The 18,336-nt window shown below is 69.4% G+C and carries 14 protein-coding genes and 2 pseudogenes; 7 read left to right on the top strand and 9 right to left on the bottom strand.

What is annotated here, in order from left to right; genetic code table 11:
• A pseudogene (locus tag AAW14_RS29300) lies at nt 1-276 on the bottom strand (serine protease); the annotation flags it as partial.
• Between the two features lie 172 nt (nt 277-448).
• Nucleotides 449-1,168: a hypothetical protein gene (locus tag AAW14_RS29295; RefSeq protein ID WP_265567129.1), complete on the bottom strand. Its 720-nt coding sequence runs from the start codon at nt 1,166-1,168 to the stop codon at nt 449-451.
• Nucleotides 1,169-1,293: 125 nt separating this feature from the next.
• On the opposite strand from AAW14_RS29295, the gene AAW14_RS29290 reads away from it, so the two are divergent.
• Nucleotides 1,294-2,505: a pyridoxal phosphate-dependent aminotransferase gene (locus AAW14_RS29290; RefSeq protein ID WP_265567127.1), complete on the top strand. Its 1,212-nt coding sequence runs from the start codon at nt 1,294-1,296 to the stop codon at nt 2,503-2,505.
• Between the two features lie 126 nt (nt 2,506-2,631).
• Nucleotides 2,632-3,057, top strand: coding sequence for a hypothetical protein (locus tag AAW14_RS29285; protein ID WP_265567125.1), 426 nt, complete (start codon nt 2,632-2,634; stop codon nt 3,055-3,057).
• 284 nt (nt 3,058-3,341) lie between these two features.
• Here AAW14_RS29285 and AAW14_RS29280 read toward each other — a convergent pair whose 3' ends face one another.
• Nucleotides 3,342-5,165, bottom strand: a complete 1,824-nt coding sequence (locus tag AAW14_RS29280) for a phosphoenolpyruvate carboxykinase (GTP) (protein WP_265567123.1) — start codon at nt 5,163-5,165, stop codon at nt 3,342-3,344.
• Nucleotides 5,166-5,475: 310 nt separating this feature from the next.
• Here AAW14_RS29280 and trhA point away from each other — a divergent pair, with 310 nt between their 5' ends.
• The 4 genes from trhA to AAW14_RS29260 all read left to right on the top strand — a co-directional run bounded on the left by trhA (nt 5,476) and on the right by AAW14_RS29260 (nt 7,902).
• Entirely contained in the window at nt 5,476-6,189 is a 714-nt protein-coding gene (gene trhA / locus AAW14_RS29275; protein ID WP_265567121.1) for a PAQR family membrane homeostasis protein TrhA, read from the top strand.
• A gap of 75 nt (nt 6,190-6,264) precedes the next feature.
• Complete coding sequence (locus AAW14_RS29270; protein WP_265567119.1) at nt 6,265-6,489, top strand: hypothetical protein; 225 nt, start codon at nt 6,265-6,267, stop codon at nt 6,487-6,489.
• The gene (locus AAW14_RS29265) at nt 6,486-7,145 is read left to right on the top strand and encodes a TetR/AcrR family transcriptional regulator (protein WP_416223394.1); all 660 of its coding nucleotides are present in this window, start codon (nt 6,486-6,488) and stop codon (nt 7,143-7,145) included. The genes AAW14_RS29270 and AAW14_RS29265 overlap by 4 nt, the downstream gene beginning before the upstream one ends.
• Nucleotides 7,146-7,170: 25 nt before the next feature.
• Complete coding sequence (locus AAW14_RS29260; RefSeq protein WP_265567114.1) at nt 7,171-7,902, top strand: Mut7-C RNAse domain-containing protein; 732 nt, start codon at nt 7,171-7,173, stop codon at nt 7,900-7,902.
• 82 nt (nt 7,903-7,984) lie between these two features.
• Here the strand turns inward: AAW14_RS29260 and AAW14_RS29255 are convergent, their stop codons facing one another.
• The 5 genes and pseudogenes from AAW14_RS29255 to AAW14_RS29235 all read right to left on the bottom strand — a co-directional run bounded on the left by AAW14_RS29255 (nt 7,985) and on the right by AAW14_RS29235 (nt 16,883).
• Nucleotides 7,985-10,420 carry a galactose oxidase-like domain-containing protein gene (locus AAW14_RS29255; RefSeq protein ID WP_265567113.1) on the bottom strand — a complete coding sequence of 812 codons (2,436 nt, stop codon included), beginning with the start codon at nt 10,418-10,420 and terminating at the stop codon, nt 7,985-7,987.
• Nucleotides 10,417-11,628 (bottom strand): glycosyltransferase, encoded by a 1,212-nt coding sequence (locus AAW14_RS29250; RefSeq protein ID WP_265567112.1) that lies wholly within the window; start codon nt 11,626-11,628, stop codon nt 10,417-10,419. The genes AAW14_RS29255 and AAW14_RS29250 overlap by 4 nt, the downstream gene beginning before the upstream one ends.
• Before the next feature lie 82 nt (nt 11,629-11,710).
• On the bottom strand, nt 11,711-13,351 hold the full coding sequence (locus AAW14_RS29245; protein ID WP_265567111.1) for an ArnT family glycosyltransferase: 1,641 nt from the start codon (nt 13,349-13,351) through the stop codon (nt 11,711-11,713).
• Nucleotides 13,348-14,625 (bottom strand): glycosyltransferase, encoded by a 1,278-nt coding sequence (locus tag AAW14_RS29240; protein ID WP_265567110.1) that lies wholly within the window; start codon nt 14,623-14,625, stop codon nt 13,348-13,350. The genes AAW14_RS29245 and AAW14_RS29240 overlap by 4 nt, the downstream gene beginning before the upstream one ends.
• A 213-nt stretch (nt 14,626-14,838) precedes the next feature.
• Nucleotides 14,839-16,883 (bottom strand): annotated as a pseudogene (locus AAW14_RS29235) (thioredoxin domain-containing protein).
• Nucleotides 16,884-16,997: 114 nt separating this feature from the next.
• Between AAW14_RS29235 and AAW14_RS29230 the strand changes: the two are divergent.
• Nucleotides 16,998-17,342: a recombinase family protein gene (locus AAW14_RS29230; RefSeq protein ID WP_265567140.1), complete on the top strand. Its 345-nt coding sequence runs from the start codon at nt 16,998-17,000 to the stop codon at nt 17,340-17,342.
• Nucleotides 17,343-17,631: 289 nt separating this feature from the next.
• Here AAW14_RS29230 and AAW14_RS29225 read toward each other — a convergent pair whose 3' ends face one another.
• The gene (locus tag AAW14_RS29225) at nt 17,632-18,213 is read right to left on the bottom strand and encodes a hypothetical protein (RefSeq protein ID WP_265567109.1); all 582 of its coding nucleotides are present in this window, start codon (nt 18,211-18,213) and stop codon (nt 17,632-17,634) included.
• Nucleotides 18,214-18,336 lie beyond the last annotated feature (123 nt).

Here is an 18,336-nt window from a genome sequence, read left to right as displayed (position 1 = left end):
GGTGGTGACGGCCGTGTTGGACGTGTTCGCCGTGTTGGACGTGTTCGCCGTGTTGGACGTGTTCGCCGTGTTGGACGTGTTCGCCGTGTTGGACGTGTTCGCCGTGTTGGCCGTGTTCGCCGTGTTCGCCGTGTTCGCCGTGTTCGCCGTGTTCGCCGTCTTGGCGAGCGTGGCGGTGGTGGGCGCCGTCGCGGGCTGGGGAGCCGCGACGGCCGGTGCCGCGCCGGCTCCGGCGATCACCAGAGCGAAGAGCGCGGCAGCGAGAGGCTTTCTCATGTGGGGGTCCCCTCTGACGAGGTTGTGCTGACAAGGACGACCGAAGGTTTTCCGGCCACCCTCTGATTTGTCATGCGCATTGTCAATGGAGGGGGGTGTGCGGGCAAGAAGCTGTTTTCGGCCGAGTCAGGAACCCATGACGGACTCGCCCCCTGAATCTCCGGGCCGCTCCCTACCTGGAGCCTTTGGTGCCTCCGTGCCCGCGGCCGGGCTTGTGGCCGAAGTAGCCCGGACCGGTCGCGCTCGCGGTGACGGACGGGGAGGCGGAGGGGGTCCGGGCGGCGGTCGTGGCGGCCGAGGGCGTCGACGTCCCGCTCCCGGCCGGAGCGGCGCCCCGCGGGGCACCGGACGCCGGGGCCGTCCCGGCGCCCGCCGCCGGTTCGACGGAACCGGAGGGTCCGGCGGTACCGGGCACGGACCCCTCGGTGGGCGACTCGGACCGCGCCACCTTCGGCCGGGGCGACTGCTCGGCGCCGCCCGGCGCGCCGGAGGAACCGGAACCGAAAGCCCCGGCGAGCGCGACGGCAACCCCCACGGCGCCGACGGCACCGGCGGCGAAGGCCGCACGACGGGGCAGCCGGGAGCGCGGCGCGGACCGTGCCCGCCGCCGCGACCCGCCGTCCGCGCGAGCAGCCGAAGGGCCGTGGTCATCAGGGATCACCAGCGGCAGCTCGCGCGTCTCGTCATAGGCGTTCTGCCAGCCGTGGGCCGCCGCGGGATCCGCGTACCGGTCGTACTCGGGCGCCGTATCGGCGTACGGGTGGTACACATTCGGCGGGTTCTGGGGTTCACCGTTGCCCCGATGCACTCCGTCGGCGGTACGGTCGCCTGTCGCGTTGTTCGCGACATTCGTCCCGTACTCCCCCTCGGCGGGCTGTTGCTGCCATGACATGGCCGCGAATTCTAGGGGCCTTCGGGACGCGCGGTGCAGCCACCCGTGACAACCGATCAAACGCGCTGTCCCACGTGGTGGAAAACACGCGGCGCGAGGCGTTACACGCCCGTAAGCTCGCGAGCATGCAGGTGATCCAGTCCACGAAGCTCGCCAACGTCTGCTACGAGATCCGGGGCCCGGTTCTCGAGGAGGCCATGCGGCTGGAGGCGGCGGGTCACCGCATCCTCAAGCTCAACACCGGCAACCCGGCCGCCTTCGGCTTCGAGTGCCCGCCCGAGATCCTCGAGGACATCCTCCGCAACGTCTCGACGGCGCACGGCTACGGCGACGCCAAGGGCCTGCTCGCCGCCCGCCGGGCCGTGGTGATGCACAACCAGACCCTGGGCATCGAGACGGACGTCGAACACGTCTTCATCGGCAACGGCGTCTCCGAGCTGATCGTGATGGCGATGCAGGGCCTGCTGGACGACGGCGACGAGGTGCTCGTGCCGGCGCCGGACTACCCCCTGTGGACAGCGGCGGTGTCGCTGTCCGGCGGTACGGCCGTCCACTACCGCTGCGACGAGCAGTCGGACTGGATGCCGGACCTCGCGGACGTGGAGCGGAAGGTCACCGACCGCACCAAGGCGATCGTCATCATCAACCCGAACAACCCGACGGGCGCGGTGTACGACCCGGCGATACTCCGGGGCCTGACGGACATCGCCCGCCGGCACAATCTCCTCGTCTGCTCCGACGAGATCTACGACAAGATCCTCTACGACGGCGCGACGCACACACCGACGGCGTCGGTCGCCCCGGACCTGCTGACGCTCACCTTCAACGGCATGTCGAAGGCGTACCGGGTCGCGGGATACCGGGTGGGCTGGATGTCGATCTCCGGGCCCCGGGCGCACGCGGAGTCGTACATCGAGGGCCTGACGATCCTCGCCAACATGCGGCTGTGCGCCAACATGCCGGGACAGCACGGCGTGGTCGCGGCGCTGAGCGGGCGCCAGACGATCAACGATCTGGTGCTGCCGGGCGGGCGCCTGAAGGAGCAGCGGGACGCGGCCTACGAGCTGCTCACCCAGATCCCCGGCGTGACGTGTGTGAAGCCCCGGGGTGCGCTGTATCTGTTCCCGCGCCTCGATCCGAATGTCTTCAAGATCAAGGACGACCGGCAAATGGTCCTGGACCTGCTGCGGCGCGAAAAGATCATGGTCGTCCAGGGAACCGGGTTCAACTGGACCGAGCCCGACCACTTCCGGGTGGTGACGCTGCCGACGGTGGCCGATCTGACGGCGGCGATCACGCGGATAGGGCACTTCCTGGACGGATACGGCCAGCCCTGACCCCGCCCCGAGGTCCCGCCGACAAGGCACCCCAGTGTGGTCGGCGCCCACTTTTTGCGATCCTGCTCAACTTTAGACGAAATCCAAGCTAGGATGGCTTCCTGTCAGAGCACAGGAGGCCATCCCATGTACGAACCGATCCGTACCAAGTCGGTCCACACGATGGCCGGCACCACCCCCGACTTCCCGCACCGTTCGCGCGAGGAAGAGCTGGACATCCAGCTCGCGGGCCATCTGGCGGCGCTTCTCACGGTGACGGACGAGCTGCGTGCGCTGGCCCCCTCCGAGGAGCTGGACACGGCCGCCGAACGGCTCGCCGAGCAGGTGACGCGGCTGCGCGAAGGCATTGCGCCGGGCCGCACGTCGGCGACCGCGGACGACCCCGACCCGCGCGTCGCGGCGCTCCAGCGGCGCGCCCACGCGCTCGCCGGTCGCGCCCTGGTGGTCGCGGCGTCCCGCGCGGACACGGCGGCGGCGATCCTGTCGGCGGAACGCATGGACGCCCACTCCGCCGCGCCGGCCGGCCCGCGCGAGCCGATCGCCACCGGCTGACCCCTCCCGAGCCGCCCCCTGCGGCTCCTCCCGACGGCCCCGGTCCGCGTGCACCCTCAGAGACGCGCGGGCCGGGCGCCACAACGCTGCGTCGGCTTCGGCCGGGGGTTCTGGGCGCCGCGGGTCGCACTCCTCACTCCGCGACGGCGAGCAGCCGCACACAGGCCGGGGCCCCGCACGCCGTTGTGCGGGGCCCCGGCCTGTTCGTGGTGCTGTCACCGCGGCCGGTCTTGACGACGTCGCAGGTCAGGGCTGGCCGGACCGGCCGCGGAGCTGGATGGGCCTCAGCCCAGGCGCTGCACCAGCGCGCGGTACTCGTCCCACAGCTCCTTGGGCGTGTGGTCGCCGAAGGTGTTGAGGTGCTCGGGGATCAGCGCCGCCTCCTCGCGCCACACGTCCTTGTCGACGCTGAGCAGGAAGTCCAGGTCGGACTCCGACAGGTCCAGACCGTTGGTGTCCAGCGCCGCCCGCGTCGGCAGGACGCCGATCGGGGTCTCGACGCCCTCGGCCCTGCCCTCCAGGCGCTCCACGATCCACTTCAGGACGCGGCTGTTCTCGCCGAAGCCGGGCCAGACGAACTTGCCCTCGTCGTTCTTGCGGAACCAGTTGACGTAGTAGATCTTCGGCAGCTTGGACTGGTCCTTGCCCTTGGCCACGTCGACCCAGTGACCCATGTAGTCGCCCATGTTGTAGCCGCAGAACGGCAGCATGGCGAACGGGTCGCGGCGCAGCTCGCCGACCTTGCCCTCGGCAGCGGCGGTCTTCTCGGAGGCGACGTTCGCGCCGAGGAAGACGCCGTGGTTCCAGTCGAAGGACTCCGTCACCAGCGGGACCGCGGTGGCGCGGCGGCCGCCGAAGAGGATCGCCGAGATCGGCACACCCTTCGGGTCCTCCCACTCGGGCGCGATGATCGGGCACTGCGAGGCGGGGACGGTGAAGCGGGCGTTCGGGTGGGCGGCCGGGGTGTCCGACTCCGGCGTCCAGTCGTTGCCCTTCCAGTCGGTGAGGTGGGCCGGAGTCTCCTCCGTCATGCCCTCCCACCAGATGTCGTTGTCGTCGGTCAGCGCGACGTTCGTGAAGACCGAGTTGCCCCAGAGGGTCTTCATCGCGTTGGCGTTGGTGTGCTCACCGGTGCCGGGCGCGACGCCGAAGAAGCCGGCCTCGGGATTGATCGCGTACAGACGGCCGTCCTCGCCGAACCGCATCCACGCAATGTCGTCGCCGATCGTCTCGACCGTCCAGCCGGAGACCGTCGGCTCCAGCATGGCGAGGTTCGTCTTGCCGCAGGCACTCGGGAAGGCAGCGGCGACGTACTTCGACTCGCCCTGCGGCGGCGTCAGCTTGAGGATCAGCATGTGCTCGGCGAGCCAGCCCTCGTCGCGCGCCATCACGGAGGCGATGCGCAGGGCGTAGCACTTCTTGCCCAGCAGCGCGTTGCCGCCGTAGCCGGAGCCGTAGGACCAGATCTCGCGGCCCTCGGGGAAGTGCGAGATGTACTTGGTCCGGTTGCAGGGCCAGGGGACGTCCTCCTGGCCGGGCTCCAGCGGAGCGCCCAGGGAGTGAACTGCCCTGACGAAGAAGCCCTCGGAGCCCAGTTCGTCGAGGACCGCCTGGCCCATGCGCGTCATGGTGCGCATGGAGACCGCGACGTAGGCGGAGTCCGTGATCTCCACGCCGATCGCCGACAGCGGCGAGCCGAGCGGGCCCATGCAGAAGGGCACGACGTACATCGTGCGGCCGCGCATCGAGCCGCGGAACAGACCGTTCCCACCCTGGAAAATCTCCCGCATCTCGGCGGGGGCCTTCCAGTGGTTGGTCGGACCCGCGTCCTCCTCCTTCTCGGAGCAGATGAAGGTCCGGTCCTCGACCCGCGCGACATCGGTCGGGTCGGACGCGGCGTAGTAGGAGTTGGGGCGCTTGATCGGGTCGAGCTTCTTGAAGGTGCCCTTGCGGACGAGCTCCTCGCACAAGCGCTCGTATTCGGCCTCGGATCCGTCACACCAGACCACGCTGTCCGGCTGGGTCAGTTCGGCGATCTCGTTGACCCACGAGATCAGGTCCTTGTGCTGGGTGGGGACGGTGGAGGGAGCCGCGATGTCGCGCGCCACGATTGCTCCTAGATGAGGGATTTTTTGTTTGACTGCCCCGTGGGGGCCACGACCCGGATGCTTCGTAGCCGCTCATCCGGTGCCGACCACACTCATTTGATCATCCGACGTGATTGCGCATCTGTCCAGAGGACGTCACAGCTGAGCGGAGTGAGGATCGCCACGTATCCCCGCGTTTCTTTGCGTACACGTAGGATTCGACGGAAGATTCTTTTGCGTTGGCGCGGTTTGCCGTAGAGGTCGGACGGCCCGGGTGACAGCCGTCGCACTTTGATCCGCAACTTACGGTTCCGTAGGTACCATGCCGCGCATGACTGCGTCCGTCCCCGACGCGCCCACGGACCCGCCGGCAGCCGGCCGCGGTCCCGTCGCGCTCTCGCTGCCCCACCCGGTCAAGCCGAAGCTTCGCGGCTGGCTGCACCTCGGCATGTTCCCCACCGTTCTCGTGGCCGGCCTGGTGCTCACGGCCCTCGCGGACTCGACCCGAGGCCGAATCGCCTGCGGCATCTACGTCCTGACCGCCTGTCTGCTCTTCGGCGTCAGCGCGCTGTACCACCGCGGAAACTGGAGCCCGCGCATGGACGGCGTTCTGCGCCGGCTCGACCACGCGAACATCTTCCTGATCATCGCGGGCACCTACACCCCGCTGACCCTGCTGCTCCTGCCGGCCGCGAAGGGGCGGTGGCTGCTGTGGAGCATCTGGGCCGCGGCCGCGGCCGGCATCGTCTTCCGGGTCTTCTGGGTCGGCGCCCCTCGCTGGCTCTACACCCCCTGCTACATCGCGATGGGCTGGGCCGCCGTCTTCTTCCTGCCCGACTTCATGCGCACGGGCGGAATCGCCGTTCTCGTACTCGTGATCGTGGGAGGCCTGCTCTACAGCGCCGGCGGCGTGGTCTACGGCATCAAGCGGCCGAATCCGTCACCGCGCTGGTTCGGCTTCCATGAGGTCTTCCACTCCTTCACCCTCGCGGCGTTCGTCGTGCACTACGTGGGCATCTCGCTGGTCGCGTACCAGCACGCGTAGCGGCTCCCTGCTCCTCCCCGGGTCGGCACCTCCGCCCTCCCGCACCCGGCCGCGCGCACCGCCTCCGACTCCGTAGTGGGCGACCAAGGGGTAGCCGCGCGGCTCGGCGAACGGGCGCCGGCCGCCTCCGCGGACGCCGCCTACCTCCACGGCATGGACCTGGTCCTGCTGGCAAGCGGCATCGCCGCGCTGGTCACGGCGCCGGCGGCAGGCGCACTCCTGCCCGACCCGAAACCCGCGGGAAGTGCGCCGGGCGACCACGCCGACTTGGTCACCCCGACGCAGAATGCCCGACAATGACGACCATGGCCGCCACCGCACACCGCTCGACCCCCTCCGCCGAACCCCGTCTGGGGCTGCGCGAGCGGAAGAAGATCAAGACTCGTACGGCGATCCGCAAGGCGACGTACCGGCTGGTCCAGGAGCAGGGGTACGACGCGACCACCATCGAGCAGATCGCGGAGGCGGCCGAGGTCTCCCCCTCCACGGTGTTCCGGTACTTCCCCACCAAGGAGGACATCGTCGTCACCGACGAGTACGACCCGATACTGGAGGAGGAACTGCGGGCGCGGCCCGCCGGCGAGCCGCTGCCGACCTCGCTCCGGCACGTCATCCGTCATGCCGTCGAGCGGAGCATGTCCGGTGAGTTCGAGACGCGCGAGGAGATGGCGCTGCGCGGGCGGCTGATGGTGGAGGTGCCCGCGGTCCGCTCGCGGATGATCGAGAGCATGTCCGTGACCGGCCGGATGATGTGCCGGGCGGTGGCCGAGCGCACCGGGCGCGACCCCGACGACCTCGAGGTGCGGGCGTACTGCATGGGCGTCGTCGGCGCCCTGCTGGAGGCCTCCCGCTACTGGGCCGAGCACGGGCAGCAGGGGGATGTCGGGGAGTACGCCGAGCGCGCGCTGGATGTGCTGGAGTACGGTCTGACGCGACGGAATTCCGAGGCGCCCTGACCCGCCGCCGTGCCATCCTGGCCAGGTGAACGGACCCGAGATCCACGTCGACTTCGCCCCCGAGCTGGGGCTCTTCGTCCCGCACGGGCGACGCGGACGCGCCACCACGGTCGTCACCGACGGCGCCTCCACGCTCGGCCATGTCGTCGAGTCGCTCGGCGTGCCGCTCACCGAGGTCGGGGCGCTCGTCGTGAACGGCCGTGACGTGCCCGTCTCCCACGTCCCCTCGGCCGGTGAATCCGTGGCCGTACGCCCCGTCGAGCGCCCGCAGCGCGTCCCGGGTGCCGACCTGCGGTTCCTGCTCGACGTCCACCTCGGCACCCTCGCGCGCCGGCTGCGGCTGCTCGGCGTGGACACTGCATACGAGTCGTCGGACATCGGCGACGCGGCGCTCGCCGCGCGCTCGGCGGCGGAGCAGCGCGTGATGCTCAGCCGCGACCGGGGACTGCTGCGCCGCCGGGAACTGTGGGCGGGCGCGTTCGTCTACAGCACCCGGCCCGACGACCAACTCCGGGACGTCCTCGACCGGTTCGCGCCCGAGCTGCGGCCGTGGACACGATGCACCGCGTGCAACGGGCTGCTCAAGGACGCCACGAAGGAAGAGGTCGCCGACCAGCTCGAGGGCGGTACACAGCGGTCGTACGACGTCTTCGCGCAGTGCCGGGAGTGCGGACGGGCGTACTGGAAGGGCGCGCACCACGAACAGCTGGAGGCGATCGTGGAGCGCGCCCTTGCGCAGGGTTCGAGCCGGGCCTGACGAGCGTACGCCTGCACGGCGGATCCATCACGGCGGGAAACGGCCCGGACGCAAGCGCAGCCTGCGGCTGTGACCAGCACTTTCACCGCAGGCCCCGGCTCTTGCTCACATCACCCTTCCCGCAGGCCATCCCGTCCCGGTTCGGGTCGAGGCCGAGCGGATCGTCCTTGCCGTTGACCGTCAGTCGGCCGTAGTCGTTCTGCTGGAGCCAGGCGCAGCGGGCGGCCGTCGTCCGCTCGACCTCCGGCGGGAACACCGTGGGCACGCACACGTTGACCGAGCCGTAGTGCCGGTCGCAGCCCGAGATGGCGGGGCTCACCCTCTGCGAGGTGCGCTTGCTTCCGGGCCCGGTGGTCCTGCCCGTCGGGGAGTCGGCGAAGGAGTGGACATGGGCCGAGGGCGTGCTCGCGGAAAGGGCCGCGGGACCCTGGAGGTGGACCCACTTGGCCACCGAGGGAACGCCGTTCGCGTCGACCGCGAAGAGCATGTACCAGCCGGGCGGGGCCAAGTTGGGGTTGCTGGTCACGTTCAGGTCGACGTTGTTGCCGTCCACCGACAGCGGCAGGTCCACGAACCGCTGGTTCGGGTCCGAGGAGTGCGTGACCGCTGCCGGGCGGATCAGCTCCGCCTTGGCGATGGGCCGGTCCACCGTGATGCGCTGCGTGGTGCCGTACGTCCACCGGCTGTCTATCAGCGAGGTGATCGTCGGGCGGGTGCCCTTGAAGAGGTAGGGCGGCGAGTAGATCGACACATTGTGGTTCCACGTGCCGTTGCCCGGGTTGTCGCCGGTCGCCATCACCCGGCCGTCCGGCAGCAGGAAGGCGGAGGAGTGGTAGCCGCGGGCCTCGGGGTCGGCCGCCACCGGGGCGAAGGTGGTGGTGTTCGGGTCGAAGATCGACGACTCGTGGACCGGGTTGGCGCGGTTGTGCAGCGCGCCGCCCGTCTCCAGCACCTTGCCGTCCGGCAGAAGCACCGTGGAGACGTACATCTTGCCCTGGTTGCCGGTCTCGGCCACCGGTCCGTTGCCGAGGTCGACCGTGCCCTGCGGCAGCGGCGGCCCGGCCACGTACTGCGGATTGGCCTGCTTGAGGTCGATGATGTCGGTCAGCCGGTTCGCGTCCGGGTTGGAGTCGATGTTGCCGCCGCCGACGGTGAGGACCTTCTGGTCCTGGGCGGGCGGCAGCAGCACGCCGGCCGACTGGTCGCGCTCGTCCTTGTTCTGCAGGCCCGGGATCTGGGTGATCGTGTTGGCGTTGTAGTCGTAGACGGCCGAACCGGTGCCCGGGATGTTGTTGCCGAAGACATGGCTGCCCGAGTAGAAGAGGCGGCCGTCCTGCATGAGGATCATCGACGGGTACAGGCCCCAGTACGACCAGGTCTGGTTGACCTTCCACGTCGGCAGCCACTGCTGGTCCTTGTCCGACCAGTAGTCGGTGGTCACCGAGCCCGTGGAGTCCTCGCGCAGTCCGCCGAAGGTGATCACGTCACCGTTGCCGAGCTCGGTCGCCGAGGGGTACCAGTGGCCGTCGTTGAGGTCGTTGGTCCTGGTGTACGTCTCGGTCGCCGGGTCGAAGATGTACGAGTCCTTGAATCCCTCGTAGCCGTGGCCGCCCGCGACCGGGTACGCCTTGTTGCCGCTCATGACGAGCACGCGCCCGTCCTGCAGCTGGACGTGCCCGGCACAGAACATGTCCTTGGGGGTGGGGATCACCTGGTAGGAGCCGCTGGACGGGTCGTAGACGGCGCTTGTGAAGGTGCCTGCCGCGAAGTTCTCCTCGCTGTTGCCGGAGCCCGCGATCAAAAGCACCTTGCCGTTGTCGAGGACCACGGAGTGCATCGAGCGCACCGGGTTCTGCGTGGGCAGCACCTGCCACCCGCCGTTCGCGCACTGGTCCGCCGTACCCGTGCACTGCGGGGGCGGCAGCGGGTCGGGGACCTGCTCCATGGTGTAGTCGTCGGTGGTTACGGACCCGGTGCCGTACACCGAGACCCCCCAGGTGATCATGTCGGTCCCGGCCGGGACCTCGGGTGTGCGCACGCTCGCCCGGGCCCAGCTCGCGCTCATGTCGAGGGTCTTGAGGTCGGTCCAGTACTGCCAGCCCGCGGTCGTGTCGTGCCGGAACAGGGTGACCGCGGTGTCCGGGGTCGTCGACTTGTACCAGACGCCGAGGTCGTACTGCTTGCCCGGCGTGACCACGGGTGCGCAGCCCGTGGACTCGGTGAACATGGCCTTGCGGTCGCCGGTGACGCGGCGGGTCAGCTCGACCTTCATGGCCTTGCCGCCCGAGTGGGCGTCAGAGGTGGTGGTGAAGGTGAAGTCGTTGTCGCCCCAGCCGGACCTCTCCCAGCAGTACGGCATCCCGTCGGTGCCGTCGGCCTCGAAGCCGGGGTTCTTGACGAGGTTGGCGGCCGAGGCGGGCTCCGGCGAGGTCAGGAGCAGGCCTGCGGTCAGGCCGGTCACGGCCAGCAGGGCGGTTCTGCGTCTGCGGAACGTGTGGAGTGTGCGGACGGTCTTCACCTGGCCCTCCTTGCTGTGCGGCTCCCACGCGCGGCGCGGTGCGTTCGCCGGCCCCGGCGCGGCAGATAGACCAGCGCCTCGGTCCCGGCGAAGCGCAGGACGAAGGTCGCCACCAGCGCGAGCGCGGTGGCGGGCAGCACCCCCATGCCGAACGTGCCGACCAGCAGCGCGATCAGCGGGATGCGCAGCACCAGATCCGCGTTGGCGAGCAGCGCGAAGCGGCCCGCCCGGTCCCACCACCGGCGGTGCCGGCGGCGCTCGCGGAACAGCAGGTGCTCGATGAGCAGGAAGTTCCAGGCCACGCCCAGCTGGTTGGCGAGGATCTCGGCGGGCAGGTAGTGCAGACCGAGCCCGGTGAGCACCCACAGGCCGACCAGGTTCGGTCCGAAGCCGGTCGCGCCGATCAGTCCGAAGGTCGCCATGCGCGTGACGGGCGAGGCGGTGCGCAGCCCGGCCAGATGACGCAGGAAGCGAAGGCCCTCCCGCGCGGTCGACTTGGACGCGCCCGCGAACCGGTCCTGGAAGACGAACGGCACCTCGGTGACCTGGCGCGGCCTGTTGCGCACCGCCAGTTCCAGGAGAATCTTGTAGCCGAGCGGCTGCAGGACCTCCGCGGTGACCGCGCTGCGGCGGATGGCGAAGAAGCCGCTCATCGGGTCGCTGATGCCGCGCAGCCTGCGCGGGAACAGCGCCTTGGCCAGCCACGTCGCGCCGCGCGAGACGGCGATGCGGTAGCCGCCCGCGAGTCCGGCGCGGCTGCCGCCCTTGAGGTAGCGGGAGGCGACGACGAGTCCGGCGTTCGCGCGCTCGCCGGCGGCGACCAACTCCGGTACCAGGGACGGCGGATGCTGCAGATCCCCGTCCATGACGACGATCCAGTCGGAGCCCGCCGCCTTCAGTCCCTCCACCACGGCCCCGCCGAGCCCGCCGACCGGTTCGTCCCGGTGCAGCACGGTGACCGGGAAGGGGCAGTCCTGCGCCTCGCGGGAGATCACCTCGGGGGTGTCGTCGGTGGAGTCGTCGACGAAGACGACCTCGCAGGGCAGCCGGGAGGGCACCGACTCGGTGATCCGGTGCAGCAGCTCGCGGATGTTCGCCGACTCGTCGAAGGTCGGCACGACGATGGTGACGGCGCCCGGTTCGGCAACCTCCGCGGCGCGTACGGCCGGATCGCCCAGTTCGCCGGGGACGGTGGACTCATGGCTCATCGGTCGCCTCCCACGGCCCGGGTGCTGCGGACGTCTTGGTCATCGGGCGCCTCCGTCGCTCTGGATCCGGCGGACTTCCTGGTCATCGGGCGCCTCCCTCACTCTGGATCCGGCGGACCTCGAGCCGGTCGGCGCCGGTGCCGAAGGTGGCGACCGGCGTGGAGTGCTGGATCGCGGCCCTGACGTTCGGCAGGTTGACCGCGTCGCGCCGCACCGTCGGCGAGGCCACCACGTAGTCGAGGTCGCGCCAGCCGCGCGGCATCGTCTTCGTCACCGCGGGGTCGAGGTCGGCCTTGTAGAACCAGATGACACCGAGCCCGGGCCGGTACCCGGCGTGGACGAGGTCGAGCCAGAGCACATCGTCGACCAGGACCCGGGTGTGCGCGGGATCCTTCACCTTGCTGGTGAGCCAGTGCGAGGCGGCCCGGTAGGGGGCGTTCGCGTCCGCGGTCACGGCGGTGCGGTCGCCGTCGTACCAGCGGGGTACGACACAGGCCCCGGCAGCAGCCACGAGCAGCGCGGCCCCGGCGTACCGTGCCCAGCGCACGTACGGCTTCTCGCCGGGGCCGCGCCACCGGCGCAGCACCAGGTGGGCGATGCTGGCGGCGGCCCCGGCCAGCACCAGCGCAAGGAACGGCAGGGCCTGGATGATGTACATCGCGGGCAGATAGCCGCTCGGCCGCATCGCGACCAGGGTGAGGATGCCGACGGCGAGCGCGGGTCCGGCCAGCGCCCGCGCGGTGACCGACCAATGCCGGCTCAGCAGCATCAGCAGCGCCCCGGCGAGGCCGCCGAGGGGCAGCACGCGGTCGTAGTAGAGCCAGGACCGCAGCACGCCGTTCGAGCCCGAGCCGGGGTCGAGGAGGAAGCCCGACCCGGCCCTGCTCATCTGGTAGGTGATGCCGCCCCACAGGGAGACATGGCCCGCGCCGGGCAGCAACTCGCCCTTGAGCAGGGCGAAGAGCGGGTACGACAGCCCGATCAGGACGCATGCCGTGACCGCGCCGGTGAGTGCGAACTTCCGGGTGTCGCGGTGGCTGTGGCGCCACATGGTGAGGAAGAGGGCGGGCAGGACGACGAGCATCGTCTCCTTGGTGAGGACGCCCGCGGCGGCCGCCAGGCCCGCGCCGAAGTGGTGCCAGAGGTGGCGGCTCGGCGAGGCGGCCAGGGTGAACGCGAGGAGCGTCCACATCACCGCGATGTTGTCGAGGAAGATCTCGCGCTGGAGCACCACCGAGAGCGGGGAGAGCCCGAACAGGACCATGGCGAGCCCCGCGGCCCACAGCGGCAGCAGCAGACGGCGGGCGAGGACGTGGACGAGGACCGCGCTCACCGCGCTGACCAGCAGCATCGCGACCCGCATGGTGCCGATCGTCATCAGTGAGGCATCGATGCGGGCGGGGATCCAGGTCAGCAGGGCCATCTGGATCCAGCCCAGCGGCGGGTGGTCGTACCAGTACGTGTAGGGGGCGAGCCCGTGGCCGTTCTGCACGGCCCACGCCTGGGCGAGGTAGGTGCCCTCGTCGTCGCTGAGGGTCGGATAGGCGCCGATGTTCCAGCCCTGCACCGTGAGGATCGCCGCGAGGAGCAACCCGCACAGGATCAGATCGGGACGAGAGCTTCGGAAACGGAGCACGGGACGGGCGGCGGGGACGGTGACGGGGACACGTGTGTCCTGCGCGGGGACCTTGACGCCGGTCGCCGCGGGAAGGGTGGAGGTCACGCGGGAACGTCCTCTCGGGACTCGCGGATCGCATCGGGCGCGGCCAGATGCGCGCCGACGTGGCTGGTCAGTTCCCAGTCGTTGCGGCCGCGCTGCTCGCGCCAGACGGCACGGACGGCGGCGCCGGCGAGGAGCACCTGGTAGAAGGGGCCGCCCACGACGAGCTTCACATAGTGGACGAGGCGCACACGGAGCCCGTACTGCTTGCCGAAGTCGTGCAGTCCGACCACCTCGAAGACGAAGGTGACCGCGGCGGTGACGAGCGGCAGGAAGGTGAGGAAGGCGATGCCGACGGGAACGTCGAGGAAGAGGGCGACGGCCGCGTTGAGCGGGATGATGACGCCGGAGAAGGCCTGCAGGAACGGCGTCATGAGGGTGTAGCGGGCCAGGAGGCGCTGCCCGAAGCCGGGGAGCTGCTTCCAGTCCTTCTTGCGGTAGACCTGCAGGAAGCCCTGGTTCCACCGGGTGCGCTGCTTGAGCAGCGACATCAGCGAGCCGGGGGTCTCCTCCCTGGTCACCATGTCGGAGTCGTAGGCGACGACGACCTTCTTGCCGACGCTGGACAGCCGTACGCCCAGGTCGCAGTCCTCGGCCAGGCAGTCGGGGTCCCAGCCGTCGGCCTCCCTGAGCACGTCCGTGCGGACGAAGACGGTGTTGCCGCCGAGCGGGATGAACCCTTTCTGCGCGTGCAGATGCAGCCGGGAGCGGAACCAGAAGAAGTACTCCAGGCAGTTGCGCAGGCTGTACCAGCTGGAGTGGAAGTTGATGAGCTGCACGCCGCCCTGGACGACGTCCGCGCCCGTGGTGCGAAAGGCGTGGTCGACGTGGGCGAGCAGTTCCGGATGGACCTGGTCCTCGGCGTCGAAGACCCCGACGACGTCGCCGCGGCAGTGCGGCAGCGCCGTGTTCATGGCCTTCGGTTTGTTCTTCTTCTCGTGGTGGTCGACGACCACGCGGACACGCGCGTCACGTGCCGCGGCCTTCCGGGCGACCTCGGTGGTCTCCGGGTCGTCGTGGCCCACGATGACGATGATCTCGAAGTCGGTGTGGGTCGACTCCAGCAGCCGCTGGATCGTGTGGTCGAGTACGGCCTGTTCGTGTCTCGCGGGCAGCAGCAGCGAGAACGACACGTGCTCGGCGCCGTCCGGGCTGCTGAACCGGGTGGAGGCGAGCACCTCGGGCGTGCGCCACGCGTGCATCTGCCACCACAGGGTGAAGGCCGCCATCCAGAACAGGGCCAGCGAGACGGCAGCGATGAAGACGGACGTCAGCAAAAAGATCCCCCCAGATCTCCCAGAGCCCCCTGTCGCGACAGTGAGTGATGCAGTCACTGCTGTCGCGTCACCGTGGAGAGACTAGGAGGGAACTGTGAAGCCGGGGCGCTCTTCCGATAAATAGCTTGTTTCGGAACGGTCGGTCGTCAATGCGGACCTATCCGAACACACACCCGATCGCGATATCCGGAGCGGACCTCTCCGATGGGCGCTTCAGCCGCGCAGCGCCCTGCGCAGCCGTTCGCGATCGGTGGTCGGGGCATCACAGGTGAAGTTACGGCACACGTATGCCGTCGGCTCACCGTTGACCAGGGACCGGTCGGCGAGAAGCGGCAGCTCATCACTCCCGGGGATGCCCATGGCCACGACCGCACCCGGGGCGGTACCCAGAAGTGCCGTACGGTGCAGGGCCCTTGTCACCGGATCGTCCAGGGCCGGACCGACGACCGCGACCTCGCGCGGGCCGTCGAGGAACGCCTCGGCGACGGCGAGCCCCCAGCCGATGAACCGCGGAACGCGCGGACCCAGCGCCTTGACGACGCCCAACGCCCGCTCCGCCGCGGCGCGATGGCGTTCGGAGCCGGTCTGGGCGGCGTACGACAGGAGGGCACCGGCGGCGGCGGTCCAGCCGGACGGGGTGGCGTTGTCGGTGGGGTCCTGAGGGCGGCGGATGAGCTTCTCGGCGTCGGCGGCGGTGTCGTACAACGCCCCGCTCCCGTCGGTGAACTGCGCGAGCACATGGTCGAGCAGGAAACCGGCGAATTCCAGCCACACGCCCTCGCCGGTGACGGAGGCGAGTGCGAGGAAGCCCTCGGCGACGTCCGCGTAGTCCTCCAGCACGCCCGCGTGGGAACCGGCCCGCCCGTCCATCGACGTGCGCACCGGCCGGGCATGCTCGTCCAGGTGCAGTCGCACGAGAAGGTCGGCGGCCCCGATCGCGGCGTCCACCAGGTCGGGGCGGTCGAAGTACGCGCCGGTCTCGGCGAGGGCGGCGACGGCGAGGCCGTTCCAGGCCGCCACCACCTTGTCGTCGCGGCCGGGAGCGGGCCGCTGCGACCGCTCCCCAAGGAGGCGATGCCTGATCGATTCGATCTTCTCGCCGTCGAACACACCCTCGTGCTGCGGGAGTTGGAGGACAGAACTGCCCTGCTCGAAGGTACCTTCCTCGGTCACGCCGAAGTACTGGGCCGCAAGTTCGGCATCGTCCCCGAGGACCGCGTGGAGCTGTTCCGGTGTCCAGACGTAGTACGCGCCCTCTACATGCCTGCCGGTGCCGTCGTCGCTGTCGGCGTCGAGGGCGGAGGCGAACCCGCCCTCGTTCGTGCGCAGTTCGCGCACCATGAAGTCGGCGGTCTCGAGGGCGACACGACGGGCGAGCTCGGAGCCGGTGGCACGCCACAGGTGCGCGTACACACGGCACAGCAGCGCGTTGTCGTACAGCATCTTCTCGAAGTGCGGGACGACCCAGTCGCGGTCGACGGAGTAGCGGGCGAAGCCGCCGCCGAGCTGGTCGTAGATGCCGCCGCGCGCCATGCGCTCGCAGGTGTCCTGCGCCATCTGGAGGGCACCCTCGGATCCGGTGCGGGCGTGGTGGCGCAGCAGGAACTCGATGACCATGGACGGTGGGAACTTGGGGGCTCCGCCGAAGCCGCCGCGCTGCGGGTCGTACTCGCGGGTGAGGCCGAGGAGGGCCTGGGCGAGCTCCTCCTCGCCGGGGGCCTGTGTGCCGCCGTAGGTGAGCTCGCGGTGGGCGAGGTCGCGGACGATCTTCCCGGCGACCTCGGCGACCTCGTCACGGCGGTCCGCCCAGGCCTGGTGGACGCCCTGGAGGACCTGTCGGAAGGAGGGCATGCCGTGGCGGGGGGCGGGCGGGAAGTAGGTGCCGAAGTAGAAGGGTTCCGCGTCCGGGGTGAGGAACACGGTCATGGGCCAGCCGCCCTGCCCGGTGGCGGCCTGGACGGCCTCCATGTAGACGGCGTCGACGTCGGGGCGCTCCTCGCGGTCGACCTTGACGCTGACGAAGTGGTCGTTGAGGTAGGCGGCGGTGGCCTCGTCCTCGAAGGACTCGGACGCCATGACATGGCACCAGTACAGCATCAGAAACATAAGTGACAGGACGCATATCCCACTGACAGCAGGATCGGAACGTCCCGTCGCTTAGCTTCCGTCATCGCCTCCTTTCCCCATGGCCACCAATCCACCGGATTGGAGGCGTGCTGGAGCAGGTAGGGCGACTGCTCGTTAGCCAGTCGGTTCATGCCTGCATCCTCGCACGACGGGAGCACTCACCCAACCGCACACGCAACGAGAAGGTGACCATCGAGCACAGACATTGGGGGCCCTCGGCCCCGGGGCACACCAGGCCGGCCCTGATGACCTGGAGCCGAGGGGAACGCCACCGGCGCCGGAGTCGCCGGAAGAGCCGGCCCGCTCACATCCGGAAGTCCGCCTCTTCCTCGTGGACGGCAGGGAAGGGGGTGGCGAACCAGCACCGTCGGAGCGACACGAACGCGGCTCGGTACGGGGCGATCATCGTCCATCGCTGCACAGACAACGACTTGTCTGCCTCCAAGCGCGACGTGGTCCGTCCCGACTTCTGGGAAATGCTCAGTGACCTTCGGCGCGGATACACCAAGGGTGGCCACCGAATCGACGGGGTGATCTGTGTCGACCAGGACCGGGTTCAGCGAACGCAAACGGACCGGGAAGACAAATGAATGAGCGGTGAATTCGACCTCGAAAAGAAACGAAAGGTTTTTTCGAGGTATTCGCCAGCATCAAGGTGGAGCCGGACGGAAAGGGAAACGAGGTGCCCAACCCTCGAAGGCTCACGCCTGTCCGGGCTTCTCGGTACTCCAGCCGTAGACCATGATCCTGCCGGCAGGAATACCCGTTGACGAGGGGCGAACCAACCTACACGTAGGCGAGCGTGATGTTCCACGGCACGAAGACGACAAGCCCCCGACCAACCGGTCGCGGGGGCTCGCCGTATGAGGTGCCGTCAATTCAGGGCGTGTTGTACTCCGTGAAGTACGGAGGGCTGGCGCCCGTCTGCTCGTCCTGGTACCAGTCCGCGGCCTGCTCCGGCGACGGGTCGTCGATGTAGTCGTTCACCCACTTGTAGACCTCGTTCGCCGCGAACGTGATCGGAACGTCGATCTCATCCGCCTGAGCGCACGCCTTGTTGAAGATCCAGTGCACGATCGGCGCACACTGGTTGACGATCAGCCGCAACTGGAAGGACGAGGAATTGGGCCCGGTGAACTGGTGGTTCAGTACGCCTTCGATCTGGTACTGATCCATGCCGCCCCAGAAGCTCGTGTCCTGGTTCGTGATGTTCGCCGTCCATGCCTCGGGCGCCTGGTCCGCGCACGCATGGAAGTCCACACCCACGTTCCCGGCCGTGTAACCGCCCCCGAGAGCCGGCGAGACGGCCGGTCCGGCCTTCTGCAGGAAGAACGTCCGGTGACCCTCCACGCAGGGGCCGGGAGGCCCTTGCCGGCCCTGAGCCACCGCGGGAGACGCGCCGACCAGTCCGGCTATGGCGGCGGCCGCCATCACGACCGCGTACCGCTTGCTCTTACTCATGATCCCCCTCGACATCGAGATTATGTCAAGGATCACGTTGCCAGGACCTGCGCACGGAGCGTGTAGCTCCGTTTGGGCGGATATCAATGAATCGCGGGCATACAACGGTCACGTCCCGAACAT

Source organism: Streptomyces hygroscopicus (assembly GCF_026168105.1).
GTDB lineage: Bacteria > Actinomycetota > Actinomycetes > Streptomycetales > Streptomycetaceae > Streptomyces > Streptomyces hygroscopicus_D.
Note: the sequence above shows the minus strand (reverse complement) of the source record. Positions and strands in the feature narration are given on the sequence as shown.